The sequence below is a fragment of the Pseudomonas sp. NFACC32-1 genome, from assembly GCF_900101215.1.
GTDB lineage: Bacteria > Pseudomonadota > Gammaproteobacteria > Pseudomonadales > Pseudomonadaceae > Aquipseudomonas.
Genome location: NZ_FMUL01000008.1, coordinates 1 through 19428, shown reverse-complemented (window position 1 = coordinate 19428; position 19428 = coordinate 1). Strand labels below are relative to the sequence as shown.

At 59.9% G+C, this 19428-nt stretch carries 9 protein-coding genes and 3 pseudogenes; 6 read left to right on the top strand and 6 right to left on the bottom strand.

Features of this window, described 5'->3' with window-relative positions:
* Positions 1-276: 276 nt before the first annotated feature.
* Positions 277-4230, top strand: coding sequence for a trifunctional transcriptional regulator/proline dehydrogenase/L-glutamate gamma-semialdehyde dehydrogenase (putA, locus tag BLP99_RS14205; protein ID WP_092180599.1), 3954 nt, complete (start codon positions 277-279; stop codon positions 4228-4230).
* A 256-nt stretch (positions 4231-4486) separates the two neighbouring features.
* The gene (locus BLP99_RS14200; RefSeq protein ID WP_072398564.1) at positions 4487-6289 is read left to right on the top strand and encodes an acyl-CoA dehydrogenase; all 1803 of its coding nucleotides are present in this window, start codon (positions 4487-4489) and stop codon (positions 6287-6289) included.
* A gap of 120 nt (positions 6290-6409) precedes the next feature.
* Here BLP99_RS14200 and BLP99_RS14195 read toward each other — a convergent pair whose 3' ends face one another.
* Positions 6410-6712, bottom strand: coding sequence for a cell division protein ZapA (locus tag BLP99_RS14195; RefSeq protein ID WP_072398565.1), 303 nt, complete (start codon positions 6710-6712; stop codon positions 6410-6412).
* Positions 6709-6939: a hypothetical protein gene (locus BLP99_RS14190; RefSeq protein WP_072398566.1), complete on the bottom strand. Its 231-nt coding sequence runs from the start codon at positions 6937-6939 to the stop codon at positions 6709-6711. The genes BLP99_RS14195 and BLP99_RS14190 overlap by 4 nt, the downstream gene beginning before the upstream one ends.
* Positions 6940-7131: 192 nt before the next feature.
* Between BLP99_RS14190 and BLP99_RS26870 the strand changes: the two are divergent.
* The 4 genes and pseudogenes from BLP99_RS26870 to BLP99_RS26855 form a co-directional block, all read left to right on the top strand.
* Positions 7132-7965: pseudogene (locus BLP99_RS26870) on the top strand (MCP four helix bundle domain-containing protein); the annotation flags it as partial.
* On the top strand, positions 7948-8820 hold the full coding sequence (locus BLP99_RS26865) for a methyl-accepting chemotaxis protein (RefSeq protein ID WP_371128601.1): 873 nt from the start codon (positions 7948-7950) through the stop codon (positions 8818-8820). The pseudogene BLP99_RS26870 and the gene BLP99_RS26865, both read left to right, overlap by 18 nt.
* A gap of 261 nt (positions 8821-9081) precedes the next feature.
* Positions 9082-9849 (top strand): annotated as a pseudogene (locus BLP99_RS26860) (PAS domain-containing protein); the annotation flags it as partial.
* A complete protein-coding gene (locus BLP99_RS26855) occupies positions 9823-10437 on the top strand; it encodes a methyl-accepting chemotaxis protein (protein WP_371128600.1) in 615 nt (204 codons plus the stop codon). The pseudogene BLP99_RS26860 and the gene BLP99_RS26855, both read left to right, overlap by 27 nt.
* Before the next feature lie 242 nt (positions 10438-10679).
* Here BLP99_RS26855 and BLP99_RS14175 read toward each other — a convergent pair whose 3' ends face one another.
* The 4 genes and pseudogenes from BLP99_RS14175 to BLP99_RS14165 all read right to left on the bottom strand — a co-directional run bounded on the left by BLP99_RS14175 (position 10680) and on the right by BLP99_RS14165 (position 19426).
* On the bottom strand, positions 10680-10910 hold the full coding sequence (locus BLP99_RS14175; RefSeq protein ID WP_092180593.1) for a hypothetical protein: 231 nt from the start codon (positions 10908-10910) through the stop codon (positions 10680-10682).
* Positions 10911-11166: 256 nt separating this feature from the next.
* Positions 11167-11798: pseudogene (locus BLP99_RS14170) on the bottom strand (hypothetical protein).
* 226 nt (positions 11799-12024) lie between these two features.
* Positions 12025-12486: a hypothetical protein gene (locus BLP99_RS26230; protein ID WP_143007951.1), complete on the bottom strand. Its 462-nt coding sequence runs from the start codon at positions 12484-12486 to the stop codon at positions 12025-12027.
* Positions 12443-19426, bottom strand: a complete 6984-nt coding sequence (locus tag BLP99_RS14165) for a two-partner secretion domain-containing protein (RefSeq protein ID WP_256327856.1) — start codon at positions 19424-19426, stop codon at positions 12443-12445. Before BLP99_RS14165 ends, BLP99_RS26230 begins: the two co-directional genes overlap by 44 nt.
* Between the last annotated feature and the right edge of the window lie 2 nt (positions 19427-19428).

Genomic DNA, 19428 nt, shown 5'->3' with positions numbered 1-19428 from the left:
TAAGGTGCAACCTGTTTCGCTCAAATAAGTTGCACCTGATCGGTTTTTTCACCACTGACAATGTTTTTTGCTCCCTTTTTGCGCAGTCGCCAGCCTTGCCTAGAAGCCAAAGCACTAAGCCGGTGCAACGGACCGCAGCCCAGGATTCACTTCCTGATGAGCTGCTGGATATTTCGTCAAAAAAAGGGTTGCACCCGGTTGCACCTCGAACAGCCCGAGGCTAATCTTGCCGCCAGCTGATGCCACGCAATACGTGGTAAACATGAGGATAAAAATATGGCTACCACCACCCTTGGGGTCAAACTCGACGACCCGACCCGCGAACGCCTCAAGGCGGCCGCAACCTCGATTGATCGCACGCCGCACTGGCTGATCAAGCAGGCAATTTTCAATTACCTGGAAAAACTCGAGGGTGGTGCAACCCTGACCGAGCTGAACGGTTCGACCCGTATCGACAGTGACGAAGCCGGTGATGTCCAGGTCGACCACGCGCACCAGTGCTTCCTGGAATTCGCCGAAAGCATCCTGCCGCAATCGGTGCTGCGCGCTTCCATTACCGCCGCTTACCGTCGCCCCGAGCCGGAAGTGGTCCCAATGCTGATCGAGCAGGCTCGCCTGCCAGCGGAAATGGCCGAAGCCACCAACAAGCTTGCCGCGTCAATCGCCGAAAAACTGCGTAACCAGAAAAGTGCCGGTGGTCGTGCCGGTATCGTTCAGGGCCTGTTGCAGGAATTCTCCCTGTCGTCCCAGGAAGGCGTGGCGCTGATGTGCCTGGCCGAGGCGCTGCTGCGCATCCCGGACAAAGGCACTCGCGATGCACTGATCCGCGACAAGATCAGCACCGGCAACTGGCAGCCCCACCTGGGCAACAGTCCATCGCTGTTCGTCAACGCCGCCACCTGGGGCCTGCTGCTGACCGGCAAGCTGGTCGCCACCCACAACGAAGCGGGCCTGACCTCCTCCTTGAGCCGCATCATCGGCAAGAGCGGCGAGCCGATGATCCGCAAGGGCGTCGACATGGCGATGCGCTTGATGGGCGAACAGTTCGTCACTGGCGAAACCATCGCCGAAGCCCTGGCCAATGCGAGCAAATTCGAATCCAAGGGCTTCCGTTATTCCTACGACATGCTGGGCGAAGCCGCGCTCACCGAGCATGACGCCCAGAAGTACCTGGCCTCGTACGAACAAGCCATCCATTCGATCGGCAAAGCCTCCCACGGTCGTGGGATCTACGAGGGCCCGGGCATTTCCATCAAGCTCTCGGCCCTGCACCCGCGTTACAGCCGTGCCCAGTACGAACGGGTGATGGACGAGCTGTACCCGCGCCTGCTGTCGCTGACCCTGCTGGCCAAGCAATACGACATCGGCCTGAACATCGACGCCGAAGAAGCCGATCGCCTCGAACTGTCCCTGGATCTGCTGGAGCGCCTGTGCTTCGAGCCGCAGCTCACTGGCTGGAACGGCATCGGTTTCGTGATCCAGGCTTATCAGAAGCGCTGCCCGTACGTGATCGACTATGTGATCGACCTGGCCCGTCGCAGCCGTCATCGCCTGATGATCCGCCTGGTGAAAGGCGCGTACTGGGACAGCGAGATCAAGCGCGCCCAGGTCGAAGGTCTGGAAGGCTATCCGGTCTATACCCGCAAGGTGTACACCGACGTGTCCTACATTGCCTGCGCCCGCAAGCTGCTGTCGGTGCCGGAAGCCATCTACCCGCAGTTCGCGACGCACAACGCCCATACGCTGTCGGCCATTTATCACATCGCCGGTCAGAACTACTACCCGGGCCAGTATGAATTCCAGTGCCTGCACGGCATGGGTGAACCGCTGTACGAACAGGTCGTAGGCAAGGTTTCCGAAGGCAAGCTGAACCGTCCGTGCCGCGTGTACGCTCCGGTCGGGACCCACGAAACGCTGCTGGCCTATCTGGTTCGCCGCCTGCTGGAGAACGGTGCCAACACGTCGTTCGTCAACCGCATCGCCGACCAGTCCATTTCGATTCAGGAACTGGTGGCCGACCCGGTGGCCAGCATCGAGCAGATGGCGACCCTGGAAGGCGGTTTCGGCCTGCCGCATCCACGCATCCCATTGCCACGCGACCTGTACGGCAGCGAGCGCGCCAACTCCAGCGGCATCGACATGGCAAACGAGCATCGCCTGGCCTCGTTGTCCTGCGCCCTGCTGGCGACCGCCCATAACGATTGGAAAGCCGCGCCGATGCTCGGCTGCGCCGCCAGCGAAGAAACGCCGACCCCCGTCTTGAACCCGGCAGACCACCGCGACGTGGTCGGCCACGTGCAGGAAGCCACGGTGGCGGATGTCGACAATGCCATCCAGTGCGCCCTCAACGCCGCACCGATCTGGCAGGCCACGCCACCGGCCGAGCGGGCCGCGATCCTGGAGCGTGCCGCCGACCTGATGGAAGGCGAGATCCAGCCCCTGATGGGCCTGCTGGCCCGCGAAGCCGGCAAGACCTTCGCCAACGCCATTGCCGAAGTCCGTGAAGCCGTGGATTTCCTGCGCTACTACGCGGTGCAGGCTCGCAACGACTTCACCAACGATGCCCATCGCCCGCTGGGCCCGGTGGTCTGCATCAGCCCGTGGAACTTCCCCCTGGCGATTTTCAGCGGCCAGGTTGCCGCCGCCCTGGCCGCCGGCAACCCGGTACTGGCCAAGCCCGCCGAGCAGACGCCGCTGGTGGCCGCCCAGGCCGTGCGCCTGATGCTCGAAGCCGGCATTCCGGAAGGCGTCCTGCAACTGCTGCCGGGCCGCGGCGAAACCGTCGGCGCTCGCCTGGTGGGTGACGATCGGGTCAAGGGTGTGATGTTCACCGGTTCCACCGAAGTCGCACGCCTGCTGCAGCGCAACATCGCCGGTCGCCTGGACAACCAGGGTCGTCCGATCCCGCTGATCGCCGAGACCGGCGGACAGAACGCCATGATCGTCGACTCCTCGGCCCTGACCGAGCAGGTGGTCATCGACGTGGTGTCCTCGGCCTTCGATAGCGCCGGCCAGCGTTGCTCGGCGCTGCGGGTCCTGTGCCTGCAGGAAGATTCCGCCGACCGTGTCATCGAAATGCTCAAGGGTGCCATGGCCGAATCGCGCCTCGGCAACCCCGAGCGCCTGTCCGTGGACATCGGCCCGGTGATCGACGCCGAAGCCAAGGCGGGCATCGAGAAGCACATCCAGGCCATGCGCGACAAAGGTCGCAGCGTGTACCAGATGGCAATCGCCGACAGCGAGGAATGCAAGCGCGGTACCTTCGTCATGCCAACCCTCATTGAGCTGGAAAGCTTCGACGAGCTGCAACGGGAGATCTTCGGTCCGGTGCTGCACGTGGTGCGCTACAAGCGCAAGGAGCTGGATCAGTTGATCGACCAGATCAACGCATCCGGCTATGGCCTGACCCTGGGCGTGCACACCCGTATCGACGAAACCATCGCCAAGGTGATCGACAACGTCCATGCCGGCAACGTCTATGTGAACCGCAATATCGTGGGTGCCGTGGTCGGCGTGCAGCCGTTCGGCGGCGAAGGCCTGTCGGGCACCGGGCCCAAGGCCGGTGGCCCGCTGTACCTGTACCGCCTGCTGTCGACACGTCCTGCCGATGCGATCCAGCAGTCCTTCGTTCGTGGCGATGCCGCCAGTGCGCCGGACCTGCGCCTGCGCGATGCCCTGAGCAAACCGCTGAACGCCCTGAAAGCCTGGGCCGACAGCCAGAAGCTCGCCGAACTGAGTGCGTTGTGCGTGCAGTTCGCAGCCCAGTCGCAAAGCGGTATCACCCGTCAACTGACCGGCCCGACCGGCGAGCGCAACAGCTACGCCATCCTGCCGCGCGAACACGTACTGTGCCTGGCCGAGGTGGAAGGAGACCTGTTGACGCAACTGGCGGCGGTACTGGCCGTGGGTGGCTCGGCCGTATGGCCGGAAACCGACACCGCCAAGGCGCTGTTCGCACGTTTGCCGAAGGACATCCAGGCACGTATCCAGCGCGTTGCCGACTGGACCAAGGATGATGTGGTGTTCGACGCTGTCCTGCATCATGGCGACTCGGACCAGCTGCGCAGCGTCTGCCAGCAGGTAGCCAAGCGCCCCGGTGCCATCGTCGGCGTCAATGGCCTGTCCCAGGGCGAAACCGGCATCGCGCTGGAACGCCTGGTGATCGAGCGGGCCCTGAGCGTCAACACCGCCGCGGCGGGGGGTAACGCCAGCCTGATGACTATCGGTTAAGCGCGACATTCGCTGAGCATCGACAATAGATGCTCAGTTCACCGCCCCAGTGGGAGCGAGCTTGCTCGCGATAGCGACCTGACAGCCAGCATCTTTGTTGTGTGTGAAATCGCTATCGCGAGCAAGCTCGCTCCCACATTTTTTACGCGTCAGATCACCCCCTGCGTTCTGCCACTCCATCACCCAAATCAATCTTGCTGTTCACCCTCCTGCCTCACACCTAGACTCGGCCCATCCCAAAACAAGGTAGGCCGCCATGTCCGAGACGTTGCTCAGTTCCCGCAATCTGGCTTTCGAGCTGTACGAAGTCCTTGATGCCGAGGGGCTGACCCAGCGCGAACGGTTTGCCGAACACAACCGCGAAACCTTCGACGCAGCCATCGGCACAGCCCGCAGCATTGCCGAGAAATATTTCGCGCCGCACAACCGCAAGAATGACGAGAACGAACCGCGCTATGAGAACGGCCAGGCAATCCTGATTCCCGAGGTGAAACCGGCGGTGGACGCATTCCTCGAAGCCGGTTTCCTCAATGCCGCGCGCAGTTTCGAGGCTGGCGGCATGCAGTTGCCGACGCTGCTGTCCCAAGCCTGCTTCGCCCACTTCCAGTCGGCCAACGCCGCATCGACGTCCTATCCGTTCCTGACCATGGGCGCGGCGAACCTGATCGAAAGCTTCGGCGACGAAGCCCAGAAGCGACGCTTCCTGCAGCCGATGATCGATGGTCGCTTCTTCGGCACCATGGCCCTCACCGAACCCCACGCCGGCTCTTCGCTGTCGGATATCCGTACCCGTGCGGAACCGGCACCCGACGGCACCTACCGGCTCAAGGGCAACAAGATCTTCATTTCCGGCGGCGATCACCCGCTGGCGGAAAACATCGTGCACATGGTCCTGGCGAAGCTGCCGGACGCGCCACCCGGGGTCAAGGGGATCTCGTTGTTCATCGTGCCCAAGTTCCTGGTCAACGACGACGGCAGCCTTGGCAAGCGCAACGATGTGCTGCTGGCCGGGCTGTTCCACAAGATGGGTTGGCGCGGCACCACTTCCACGGCACTGAACTTTGGCGACAACGGCGAATGCATCGCTTACCTGGTGGGCAAACCGCACCACGGCCTGAGCTATATGTTCCAGATGATGAATGAGGCCCGGATCGGCGTCGGCATGGGCGCGGTGATGCTGGGTTACGCCGGCTACCTGTATTCCCTGGAATATGCCCGCGAACGTCCGCAAGGCCGGGTGCCCGACAGCAAGGACCCGACCACCGCTCCCGTGGCGATCATCCAGCACGCCGACGTGCGTCGCATGCTGCTGACGCAAAAGGCCTACGTCGAAGGTTCGTTCGACCTGGGCCTGTACGCGGCCCGGCTGTTCGATGACACCACCACACTCGACAGCGAAGCCGAACGCCGACGAGCCCATGAATTGCTGGACTTGCTGACCCCGATCGTCAAATCCTGGCCATCGGAGTTCTGCCTGAAGGCCAATGAACTGGCGATCCAGATTCTGGGGGGACACGGCTACACCCGGGAGTATCCGGTGGAGCAGTATTATCGCGACAACCGCCTGAACCCGATCCACGAGGGCACCCATGGCATCCAGTCCCTGGACCTGCTGGGCCGCAAGCTGGCACAGAACGGCGGCGCCGGACTCAAGCAGTTGATCCGCCTGGTGGCCGATACCACCGAGCGCGCCCAGGCGTATGAGTCATTGAATGCGCTGCGTCAACCGCTGGAGGCTCTGGTAGCACGCCTGCAGACAGTCACACTGGGGCTGCTTACGGACATGGCTCAGGGCAAGGTCAACAGCAGCCTCGCCAACTCGGCTCTTTACCTCAAGGTATTCGGTCACATGGTGATCGGCTGGCGCTGGCTGGAACAGGCCATTCGCGCCGAGCAAGGCCTGCTCGCAGGCAACCCGGCGGACGTGGCTTTCTACAAAGGCAAGCTACAAGCGGCGCGCTACTTCCTTACCTGGGAAGTACCAGGATGCCAGCACGAGCTGACACTGCTCGAGGCGCGGGACGATACGTGCCTGACGATGCGGGATGAGTGGTTCTGAGAAGAGTTCTGCAGCGCGCTCGGAGACCGATCGCCCAGCAGGCTCATTCCTGCATTTGATCCTCGGTGAACACAGTTCCACCGTGGAGCGAGCCTGCTGCTTCTCAAGCCAGTCGCAGGTTCAGGCCTGCTGAATCGTCTTGGCGATCACATCGACCGTGGCGCTGACCTGCTCCTGGTAACGGTCGAGCTCGGCGCGATGCTGCTTCTGCATTTCGATCTGCTGCGAACACAGGTTCATGGCCGCCAGCACCAGCAGGCGATCACCGATCAGCGTCGGGTATTTTCGCTTCGTGTCGGCCAGGGCGGCCTTGAGCATCGCCGCGGCGTCCAGCAGCGCCTGTTCCTGTCCGGTCGGGGCCTTGATTGAATAGTCTTCTCCCAGGATCGAGATGACTGTCACCCCATCGGCACCCTGCCTCATGCGCCGACGGGACCTGCGCTGGCGCGCTCGATGAGCGCCTGGATGCGGGCCGCAGTGGCCCCGTGCAGTTCTTCCTGTTCCATCAGGCTCAATTGCAGGCTCTCGTTTTCATCCTTGGCCCTGGCAAGTTCCGCACTCAGGGTTTCGTTCAGGCCGGCGAGGTGGCGGTTCTGTTGCACCAGGTCGTTGACCAGTTGCTCCAGTTGGCTGAGGGATGTTTCCAACATATTGATTTCCAGGCTTTTCCAGGGGGCGCGTACGATAAAGAAAAGTCACCGCCGACGCCACGATTTACGGGCGGCGGTACTTCGCTCGCGAGTGGTAAAGACTGTGAATGGGCAGTCCGGTTCCTACCCTTCGTCGCCTGGCCAGGGTAGTGCTGCGACAAAAGGGCCCATCCCACTCAAGACTTCAGTCGCATGTCCGATAAGGCAATTAACACCAGCCACAGCCCGCACGGGCGCGCCTTCTCGGTACATTCCATGTCTCTACGTAATATGAACATCGCGCCGCGGGCGTTCCTGGGCTTTGCCCTGATCGGCGCCCTAATGCTGGCCCTCGGGGTATTCGCCCTGACCCAGATGAGCAAGATCCGCGCATCCAGCGAAAACATCGCCCAGAACAGCGTACCCAGCATCCAGGCCCTGAATGAATTCACCCAGCTCACCTTGCGCCTGCGGGTATTGTCCTATCGCCTGCTGACCAACCGCGAACCGGATATCCAGCAGAAAACCTTCGAGCTGTTCGAGCAACGCAACCAGCAGATTCGCGATGCCCAGAGTGCTTACGAAAAACTCATCAGCGCTACCGAAGAACGAGCGGCCTATGACCAGTATGTGCAACTGCTGGGGCAATACCGCCAACTCGAAGAGCGGATGAAAACCCTGTCGCGCAACAATCAGGTCGATGAGTTGCGGGCACTGCTCAACACTGAACTGCAGAACAACTCCGAAGCCATCAACGCAGTACTCGGCCGCCTGCTGGAAATCAACAACCAGCAAGCCGATGATTTCAATCAGGGCGCGGCGCAACAGTACTCGACAGCGTTCAACTGGGTCGTCACCCTGCTGGTGGTTGCCACCGGCCTGACCCTGCTGTTCGCCTGGCTGCTGACCAACAGCATCACCCGGCCGATCGCCAACGCCCTGGACGCCGCCGAAGAAATCGCCAAGGGCAACCTGACCCGGCCGATCGTGGTCGATGGCAGCGACGAAGCCGGTCGCCTGCTGCGGGCGATGTCCACCATGCAGGAAAAACTGCGCGATACCCTGCAGCGGATTTCCGGCTCGGCCACGCAACTGGCCTCCGCCGCCGAAGAACTCAACAGCGTTACCGACGAAAGCGCCCGTGGCCTGACCCAGCAGAACGACGAGATCGAACAGGCCGCCACTGCCGTCAATGAAATGACCAGCGCCGTGGAAGAAGTGGCGCGCAACGCGGTCAGCACTTCCGAAGCCTCGAAAAATGCCACCACCTCCGCTGGCGACGGCCGGGACCTGGTGCAGGAGACTGTCGGCGCCATCGAGCGCATGAGCGCCGACGTGCAGAGCACCGCCACGCTGATCGGCAACCTGGCCGATGAGTCCCGCGACATCGGCAAGGTCCTGGATGTGATCCGTGGCCTGGCCGACCAGACCAACCTGCTGGCGCTCAACGCGGCCATCGAGGCGGCCCGTGCCGGCGAGGCCGGTCGCGGTTTCGCGGTGGTGGCGGACGAAGTACGTGCCCTGGCCCATCGCACCCAGCAGTCGACCAGCGAGATCGAACGCATGATCGGCAGCATCCAGAACGGCACCGAACAGGCCGTGGACTCCATGCGCAACAGCACCGAGCGCGCCGAGTCCACACTCAACATCGCGCGTGGCGCCGGCATGTCCCTGGACACCATCAACGCGGCCATCCTGGAGATCAACGAGCGTAACCTGGTGATCGCCAGCGCCGCCGAAGAACAGGCCCAGGTGGCACGTGAAGTGGACCGCAACCTGGTGAACATCCGCGATCTGTCGGTGCAATCGGCCACCGGCGCCAATCAGACCAGCGCCGCCAGCGCCGAGTTGTCTCGCCTGGCCGTGGACCTGAACAGCATGGTGGGGCGCTTCAGCCTCTGACTCTTCGAGCACTCCCGCATCCCGGACGGGAGTGCTCGCCTTGCTCCGCCCCTGCCACCGGCTCGCGGAGCATTGCTGGCGGTACCTCGCGACAACACCTGCAAGCATTAACCCTTCTTTTTGTGGACCTTTAGAACCGGATCATTGGACAAGGCGCCTTTTGGCGCCGAAACATGATTAGGCCATCCCCTTCAGTTCCGCTGTCAGCGAGTCGATACCGAGACATGGTCCAGTCATTTCTGGGTTCGTCGAGGGTACGTCATGTTTAACAAAATTCTAAAAAGTGAACTGACGGCTAGGACAGCCGAATTAACGACATACAAAGGACTGGTGGGTGCCTTGGAACGGTCGATGGCCGTGGTCGAGTTCAGTCCCGACGGCAAGGTGCTTCGCGCAAACGAAAACTTCCTCAATACCATGGGTTACCGTGCGGAGCAGTTGGCCAGTCTGTCGCATCGGGACTTCTGCACCCCGGCGCTGGCGGGCAGCGCTGAGTACCGCGAATTCTGGAATCAGTTGCGCGCCGGTCAATTCGTTTCCGGGACGTTCCAGCGCCGTAGCGGGCGTGGCCAGAACGTATGGCTGGAAGCCAGCTACAACCCCGTGGTGGATGAGCACAACCGCGTGGTGAAAGTGGTGAAGTACGCCCTTGATGTCACTGCCAAGGTCGCGAACGAGGCGGAAATCCGCGGCAAGTTGGCGGCACTTGATCGTGCCATGGCGGTGATCGAATTTGACCTCAGCGGCCACATCCTCACCGCGAACGACAACTTCCTGAGGGTCATGAACTACAACTTGACCGAACTCCAGGGCAAACATCACCGGATGTTCTGTGAGCCAAACCTGGTAAGCAGTTCGGAATATAGTGATTTCTGGCGGCGCCTGAACGCCGGGGAATTCTTCAGCGGTCAATACAAGCGTCTCGGCAAGCACGGCAAGGTCGTCTGGCTGGAGGCCAGCTACAACCCGGTCTACGACGCCGAGGGCAAGTTGTGCAAGATCGTGAAGTTCGCAAGCGACATCACCGAACGAGTCGAGAAGTTCGAGGAAGACTCTCGCGGAGCCTCCCGCGCCTACCACATCTCCGCCGAGACCGAACGAGTGGCCGAACAGGGTGCCGAGGTTATCCACCAGACAGCCAAGGAAATGCGTCAGATCGCCGACAACATCGGCGCCTCCGCGCGCCTGGTCGGGCAACTGGGATCGCGCTCCGAGGAAATCACCGCCATCGTCAACACCATCCGCGGCATCGCCGACCAGACCAACCTGTTGGCCCTCAATGCCGCCATCGAGGCCGCGCGAGCGGGAGACCAGGGTCGAGGCTTCGCAGTGGTGGCCGACGAGGTCCGCCAGCTGGCAGGGCGTACAAGCCGCTCGACAGCGGAGATCGCCGAGATGATCGGCATGATCCTCTCCGAAACCCGCGAAGCCGTCGCAAGCATGAACGTCACCCACGAAGGCGCCCTGCGCGGCGTGACCCTGGCGGACCAGGCCGGATCGGTCATCGTACAGATCCGCACCGGGACGACAGACGCACTCGAAGCCGTGAGCATGTTTGCATCCAAGCTCGACGAGTCCGAGGTCATTCCGAAAACGGCAGTTGGCTGGGTTGGCTGAGAGGGTTCAGGGGGAGCTCGTGTCCTTTGTCATAACGCCCAACGGATGGGATCTCCGTTGGGACAACAGACCGCGCTTATGAAGAATGAGGACTGAAGAATCGAAGAATGCAGAAGAATGCAGAAGAATGTGGACACCCATTAGCCGGCCTCAAATCAAGGCTAAAAGCCAACCCATCCCTGCAAAATAAATCTGTCCCGTTTTTTGTGGCTTACATAGCGTCACAGTAAATTTCGCCTTATCTACATAGTTTTTATCTCTGAAATCAGAGCCAAAAACTCAGCTTCAGTCAACTCAAATTCCTCACCCTCTTCCATTGCAATCAGCGTGAGGAGCACTCGATCCATGGGCGCAGTTATTTCTAAGCCATGATTTTGATATATTTCAAATGCGGCTTTCGAAGCCCTAAAAACCTCGAAACCATCAACCAATGTTTTTTCTAAATCCGTTGCAAGATCGGCTTGTGAGTACATTATTTCCAGTTCTTCAAAAAAGAAAAAAGGGGACAGATTTATTTACCAGCCTGACAAATAAATCTGTCCCCTTTTCGTTCATTGATGCTGAAGAATTTGCCGTCTACGATCCATTGGGGCTGTGTCCTTGGTTCGCTGGTGTGTGTTCGCAACTATCACCGTAGACCAAGACCAGCCCCTCTTAATTTTTCGCTTTCAGTTCAATCGCTTAGCCGCTAAGGAAGTGCCATTCAAATCTGCCCCCTTTTCGTCCACCTTACGTTCCTGGCCTATAATCATCAATCGACTTATTTTTATCTTTCAATAAAGATGCAATGAAATCTGAATTAAAATCTGTCAGAAATTCAATAGCGTCATAGACTTTCCAGCGATGCACCTCGGGCTTATCGATTATAGCAATAAGATGATTTTCAATAAGAGGCACATATTCCGTTTAATTCTCACGCCTCACAAAATCAAAAATCTTGGCTATTTCGAAGATTTACTACTTGCTAAAGCAATGATTTTTGAAAGGATAGAATATATCTGAGCCCTAGCAACTTCGATATCCCCACGATCAGCCACGTTGGAAAAATACCGAGTAACAGCCAAGAGTATCTGGTAATAAGTATCGTCGTACCCATATACCCGATGAGAATAAATCCCCTCGATTTGCTCTGGCTTTTCCATACTTGCTTCCAAAGCAATCAAGCCTTCATGGATGCCCAAACTAGTCAGTAATTTTGCGGCAAAAAATCTCTCCTCATCATTACTAGCATTACGAAGCAGATCTAGCACAGCACTAATTCTTTCCTGCGGGATATCCTCCGGATCCAAGTCCCCTGCGCTCACGGCATAATCTGCATGCCCTGGAACGCTATTCAACAACTCGTACTTTTCAGGCCCCATAAAACACCTTTATTTCTTTACTCTATAATGTAGACCGCCGGCACACAACCCTTGATCAAACATTCACCATCGCGTTTGTCATCCCCCAAATCTCTATGGGCGTTAATCACCGAGTCGCTGTTACTGAAGCAAAAAAATAAAAAAAGGGGACAAAAAATAAGGACAGATTTATTTACCAGCATGACAAATAAATTTGCCCCTTTTTTCGCCACCTTTTCTAACCGCTTCAAACAACCACTACATCACCGGAATCCAAGTAAATTGTATAAGCCTCATAACCACTGTCGTTATCCGGTTCAACAACAATACTGTCGCCTGAGTTAAATAGTATCTGCAGCGCTGCTGCCTCAACCTCTCTAACCGACAGGACATCCTGTAGCAAAAAATCCAATAACGGCGCACTTGTGGATGAATCAGAAAACCGTCTTTGCCCTAACACGCCATTTACTTCATATTTCAAACCACCTTCCACACAAAAAGAGACTCTATATGGAGAGATGCCAGCAGAAATCTGGGGGCGTGAAAATTCCAATTTCGTCATTCGCACACCAAAACATACCATCTCCAGATAACAGCCGGATAGCAGTGAAAAGTCAAAATCAGCCGGTAATGAGTACATACGCCACCTTGATTGATAAATAGCTTCAACGACGAATCGGCGGCAAAGAGTCAGGAAGAAGAGGAACATGTGTATCCCCCTGACCTTTCCCCGGTTTGCCTGTTGCGGGGTTCATTGGTTGCTTGCCGGAGTTCTGCCAGCGCCAATATCCATTCTCATATCCCGGGACAGGTGATGAGCCAGGCGGCATAACTCGGATGTGCTCTCCTTTTGCCGGATCAGTTCCAGGTGGGTAGTAGATTTCCCCACCATTTTTCCCTGGCCGACTGATCCATCCGAATGGAATTACAGGAGCCTGCGGGGGATTTGATATCTGCTCTAGAGTTTGTGGTGTCTTCGCCCCACCTTTCGCACTATTATCCCCAACAACCCCAACCTTAACCCCGGTTGTACCACCCTTCCCCCCAGCCGTCGACGCGAACAATCCCCGATCCGGACTCAATCCATCCGACGCAAGCTCGGCCAGTAATGCAGCGCCATCGCCTTTTTCGGTACGCGTATTCTCGATAATGCCGGTATTGATGGCCCGCTCGTTACTCCGCGTGATTTCCCAAAGTGCTACCGAGCGATTCAGCCCTGAGCTTCTGCCGTCATGCAGCAATTTTTCATTGGCCGAAATCTCATCCGCCAGCTGCTTCGTAATCTGCGCACAGCCCGCCGGATTCTGCAGGCAGTACTGTCCAAACTCCCGGTTTCGGGCTGTGTCGAGGTTGTTGTAAAAATCACGGATGGATTGGCAATCAGCTGGTGATGTGCAGCTGTTGAGCTTTTGTTCTCTCTCCACCAATTCCGCATGGAACAGATAGTTGAACGCGGTCGCTTTCTCGGCAATCTTCGAACCTGTATCGAGATCGCCGTTGACCGCGGCCGCAGCCAGTAGCCCCGTTAGTTGCGAGAGCATCAGTTGCAGATGTTCGTTTTTATCCGCCACCTTGACCATGCTGGGAATCAGCGCTTCGTTCAAACCGGCGGCGACTGCCCCCGTTTTGAAATCACTGCCTGTCAGTTCAGCCAGCAGGCCACCCATGATCGCGTGGGCCACAATTTTCTGAGGGCCGCCATCCGGGAACTTGATGGTATCGCCCACCCAGTTGAAACCGGTCGCCATCGCCACATTGCCGGCCTCTCCCAGCAGGGCAGCATTGAAGTTGCTGCCGAAGCTGCCGCCTCCAATCGCTGTGGAAATGCTACTGGGGATGAGCGCTTTCCCAGTTGTGCGGACTGCCGTGTCAGTCGCGTTACTCCAACGGAAGATATCCTTGGATGAATTACGCGCGCTTGATGCTGAACTTGCCGAACCCGTCGAACCCGCCGACGGCTCGACGCCTTGAGTTGCAGTATTGGCGCTGTCGGCACTGGTAAACCATTCTTTGTCCGCGTATTCGAACGCATAGGCGGTAAAACCGGCAATCGCCGCACTCTTCAAGCTATCGGCGCTCACTGTTTCCTTTAGCGCACGACCCAGGTTGCCTTTGTTCTCAATAGTACTGGTGACTGCGGTGGTACTCAGGCTGGTGGCTACCGCAAGGTTAGTGCCTGACAGTCCGAAGCCGGCCGGGCCCATGATGAACGACATCAAAATCGCGATGGCGATTTTGGCTCCGGCACCCAGACCGGAGTTTTCATACTTGAAGCTGTCGTGGATTTCCTTCACCTGACGCCAGTCGATGTCGCCACGCGCCTCGGCCTGTTTCATCCAGGCCAGGCCCGGTTCAGCCTTCACCATCGCGTCGATGGTCTGGCTGACACTCTGTTTATCGACTTGCTTGACGTCGATACGCAGGCCGTCAACGGCCTTGATGACCAACTGTCCTTGGGCGACAAGCTCGCTCTGGCGCAAGGTTTCATCGGTGCGTCCCTCGCCTTTCATCTTGTACCAGGCCAGGTCACCTTTGCTCTTGGTGTGGCTTTCGTCGTGGTAGTCCTTGACCCCCTCGAAGATGATTCGCCCACCACTGTCTAGGGTCAGGTCATTGCCACTTTGCAGCTTCGCCACCTGGTAGGTCTGATCCCCACCGCTGATCAGTTTCAGGTTGCCCCCGGCCTTGATCTCGCTGCCGATATGAGTGATCTGAGTCACCTCATCCCGCCTTGCGGCGTTACTGCCCCATCCCCCCTTCTTCTTCATGTCATACAGCGAATAATCCCGATTCTGCTCAGCCAACAGACTTATCTGCTTAACGGCAACCAGGTAAGCCTCGTCACCCGCCGTAATCCTGCTCGCCACCACCGACAGGTTGTTGCGCGCAGCAATCGCTACATCCCCGCCCGCATTGAGGGTGGTCGCCTGCTGCTGGACGTGATCCTCTTCCTTGTTGATCTTCTTGCCACTGCGCTTGTAGCGGTATTCGCTGGCGTCTTCGTTCGCTGCCGAGATCAGGGAAACGTCGGTGCCGGTCAGGTTGATATCGCCTTTGGCTTCGAGGTGGCTGGCGACGACGGTCAGGTTTTTGCCGGCTGTGGCATTCAGGTCGCCGCCGGCCTTGATTTCACTGGCATGCTGGACGGTCTGACTCTGTTCCCAGAAGTGGCGCTTGTCCTTGCGCATCGAGCCGTTTTCTTCCCGGGCGGCGGAAATGACGATGTCTTCCCCCGCGCGCAGGTCAATGTCGTTGCCTGCGGTGATGGCGCCGCCCACGTTCAGCAGGTCGCCCGCCGCCCGCGCGGTGAGGTTGTTGCCGGCCTCGATGCGTGCGGCATTGTCGACCACCGAGGTTTTCGAGCTGAAACCCTGGCCGCTGTTTTCAATGATGCTGACGGTGCGGTCGTTGCGGATATCGCCGGTCAAGGTCGAAAGCTCGACATCCTGGCCCTTGAGAATCCCGCCCTGGATGTTGACGAGGTCTTTGCCGGCAACCAGCTTGAGCCGCTCGCCGGCTTCGGCCAGGCGCGTGTTGACCAGGTTGTTCCCCGCCGCCGCCGAGAGGTTTTCGCTGGCGTGCAGCGTTCCGGCGTTCTTGAGGTCGGTACCGGCAATCAGCGTGATGTCCTTGCCCTGGATCAGCGCGCCATCGGCCATCAACCGGCGGTTGGCCTGGGCCAGGTAGAGCACCGGCACCAGCACATGCTCGCCATTGATCACCTGGTCTTCCATCCAGACGATGTCATGGGTGAGCGCGGCGACCTGCTGCGACGTGAGGGTCACGCCAACGGCCAGGTTCAGTTGTTCCTTGCTGGCGATGGCGTTGTTCATCAGGTACTTGAACACGCCTTCATCGCTGGTCTGTCCGGCGATGAATCGCTGTCCGGTGCGGGCAAGCACCGCCTGCTGGACCAGGCGCTGCTCGTACAGGCCATCGCCCAGGCGCTTCCAGCTGGTGTCGGGGTCGTAACCCAGGTTGCCCAGCAAGTAGTCCGAACTCAGGAACTGCCTGAGGTCGGTCAGCGCAGGGTTGGTTTCGATCAGGTACTTGGGCCCGACAATGACCCGGCTCGCATCCGAGCCCTGGACGGTGGCCCGGCTCTGGTCACGGCTGCCTTGCGCCGCAGCCGCGCTGTCGACGATGCGGAACAGGCCATTCTCCCCCGTTGGCAAGCTGAACCCGGGCATGCCGGTCGGGTTGACCTGTTGTTGCGCAAGGTCGGGCGGTAACTGCGGGTTGAGCACCACCACCGCAGGCTGCGTGGAGGTGGCGACGTCCGTCGCCGCTGTTCTGGCCGTCCCCGCCAATGGCGCCTGGAACTGCACGATGCTGCTGTTTTCCAGTTTCTGGGTGGCCTGGATGTCGATATTGCCCCCCGATTGAACGACCGCCGGCGCCATCGGCGCACCCGGTGTCACGGTGGTGATGTCAGCCACCTGGCGGAAGCTGTTGAGTGCATCGACCGGGACTTCCTTGGGGTTGGCCTGGGCGTTGTAGGGAACGATGAAGCGCGAACGGAAACGCTCGTCGGTTCCGTCGGTCACCCTGCCAGTGTTCCAGGTCCGCGTCCTGACGCTGGAGCCGGCAGCGGCGCCGACGTTGGCAAAGTTGTCCGCCTTGATCAGCAGGTCGGCGCCCGAGGCCATGACGCTGTGGTGGTTGGCTACCGCAAGGCCGTCGATGGTCAGCTTGCCGCCGCTCATCAAGGTGGCGCTGGCCGAGTCCTGGAGCACCACGCTCTGGTAGGTTTCATTGGCGATGTAGTCGACGTTGTGGTGGTCGCCGCTGCAGTCGTAGCATTTGACGCTGATGGAACCCGACACCAGTTGATCGGTAGTGGTAAAGACGTCCTTGCGGTTGATCAGGACATTGCTGCGCAGCGACATGTCCTTTGCCGATTCCAGGGTGCCGGAGATGTTCTCGAGCAGTTCGCTGCGGGCCACACCGTCCCGCGCCGCGACATTCAGCGCCCCCAGGCTGTAGACATCGGCGAAATGGTTGGTGAACCGATTGAAACGCAGTCCCATGTCCGCGCCGCTGAAGATCAGGCCATGATCGTTGCGCGCCTCGTCGGCGGTCAGTTCGACCGCCCGAGCGCCGCCCAGCGTGCCCGTGTTGGTCAAGCGGGCGGCGGTCAGGGCGAACGTGTCGCCGCTGGTGATCCGCCCGGCATTGTTCAGTGCGCCGAGGCTGCCGATGGTGGTAGCGCCACCTCCAGCCAGGCGCGAGCCGCTCGAAACATCGATGCTTGCCGCACTCAAGTCGAACCGACCGACGCTGCTAGCCCGACTGCTGCCCGTGCCGACATAGGCACCGGTCAGCCTCAGATCGAGGGCCTCATCGCTGCCAATGACGCCTGCGTTGTTCCAGTTGCCACCCGTGGCGAGCAGGCTTTTGACGGCGAGCAGGCTACCGCGGTCGGACTGATTGAGCTGGCCGACCTTCAGGTCGAGGACATCGGCCTGGATAGCCGAGCTGTTATCCCAGCGTGCCGCGTCGACGGTCAAGGTGCCCGATGTCGTCAGGCTGCCGCCGACGTTACTGAACCTGGCGATGTCCACGTCCAGGGTGCCGCTGCCCACATGGCGAACGCTGCCATCAGCGTTCAGGAAACCGGCCATCTGCAAGGACAGGTCGTGGCTGGCCGCCTCGATGAGGCCGTTCTGGTTGTCCAGCAGTTGGCCAGCCTCCAGGGTCGCCGCTCCCTGCTGGCCCACCGAACGCAACTTGCCGCGCTGATTGTCAATCGATGCAGCCCGGATCGCCAGGCCATTGCTGCCCTCTACCAGGCCGCCCTGGTTGATGAGTGCTGCCCCAAGTCCGAAATCGATGGTGTCCGCCGCTACGCGTCCGTTGCTGTTATCCAGATCATGGGCACGGACCGCCAGCCCCTGCCTGGCAAGCAAGGCACCGTTGCGATTGTGCAATGCGCCAGTGCCGATTTCAGCCGCCCCGGACAGGGCCGACACCTGTCCGCCGTTGTTGAGCACCGCCTGCGTTGCGCCAAGGTCGATGGACTGGGCCTGGATCAATCCGGCGTCACCGCCGGCGGTGAGCGATTGGCTGTTGTCCAGTACCTTGTCGAGAGCGGTTTTCAACCAGCCATTGACCGTTGCCAGCACGCCGCCACGATTGTCGAGGCTGCTCGCCTCGATATCGACGTTACCGGCCTGGGCGATGGCGCTGCCGTCCCGATTGAGAAGGTCCCCCGCGATATCAACCTTCAGGTCATCCTGGCTGAGCAGGCTGCCGTTGGTGTTATCGACCTCTCCCCCAGCGATGGTCAGGCCTTGTTCGGTACTGATAATCGCCTTGCCAGTGTTGAGCAGGTGTTGGTGGGCAGTCAGGGCCATGGCCTTGACCGAGGCGATATAGCCGTCGTCGCTGTTATCGATGCGGTTTGCTGTCAGTGTCAGTTTCCCCTGGCTGACCAGCTTGCCGCCCTGCTGCTTGAAACTGTCCAGCGTGGCGACCGTATCCGCCTGGCTGGTGATTTGGCCGCCGCTGTTGTCAACGTCACCTGCGCCAACGGTCAGGGCCGCGTCCGAAGCAATCTTGCCGCGGCTGTTATCGAGGGTTTTCGCCTCGATCTTCAGCCTGTCCTTGGCGCTGACAACGCCTTCACTGTTTTTCAACGTCCCGGCGACCAGGGCCTGCTCGCCACCGCTGGCGAGGGTGCCCTTGCCGCGGTTGTCCAGCGTCCCGAGGACTGTCGCGTTCAATGCGCCCTGGCTGACCAGTGTGCCGGCGCGGTTGTCGAGGGCCTTGCTGTCGACGGTCAGGGTTTTCGTCGCAGACAAGGTACCGCCGCGATTGTCCAGGGTCTGGGTGGTCGTGGCTTTCAAGTCGCGACTGGCAATCACGGCTTGCCCGCGGTTATCGAGGGCAGCCGCCGCAAGGACGACATCGCCGACCTGGTTGCGAGTGCTGTCGGCATTGACCCCCGCCTCGATGATGCCAAGGTTGCTGAGTTGGCCGTCGGTCGTCAGCGTGACGCTGTCACGCGCGGCCATGGCGCGTCGGTTGTCGATGCCGCCTCGGGTCGTGACCTGGAGGCGGCTGCCGGCATAGATCGTTTCCCGAGCGTCCAGGCTCTGCGCCTTGAGGTCGACAGCCCCGGCCGCGGTGGTCTGCGTCAGGCTCAAATGCCCATTGGCATCGAGCTGGATATCCCTCCCACTGGCAATCAGCTTGCCGTCCAGTTTCACCCCGACCCCGGCCTCGGTGCCCACCAGCTTGATCGCCCCGGCATACATACCGCCCAAGGCCGAGGAGTCGATGGCCAGTTGCGGTTTGTCGCTGCCGTCGTCGGCGCGTGCGGTGGCGTTGAGGGTGGCGGCATCGACGTCATTGCGTCCGGCGACGATGGTCAGGTTTTTCGCCTGGATCTCGGCGTTGATCCTGGCGCTGCGGGTGATGATTTCGAAGCGGTCGACGTTGTTCGCATTCAGGCCCGCGCCTTCGATGGCGACGCTGCCCTGGTCCACCTGGTAGCGGCTCAACTGGCCATTCTCGACGACCGGCTTGCCGGTGGTCAGGGTCGCCCGTGGGGTATTGATGAAGCCGCAGCCGTTGCAGGTGATGCCATAGGGGTTGGCGACGATGACATGGGCCGACTTCCCCGCCACTTCGGTGTAGCCGCGCAACT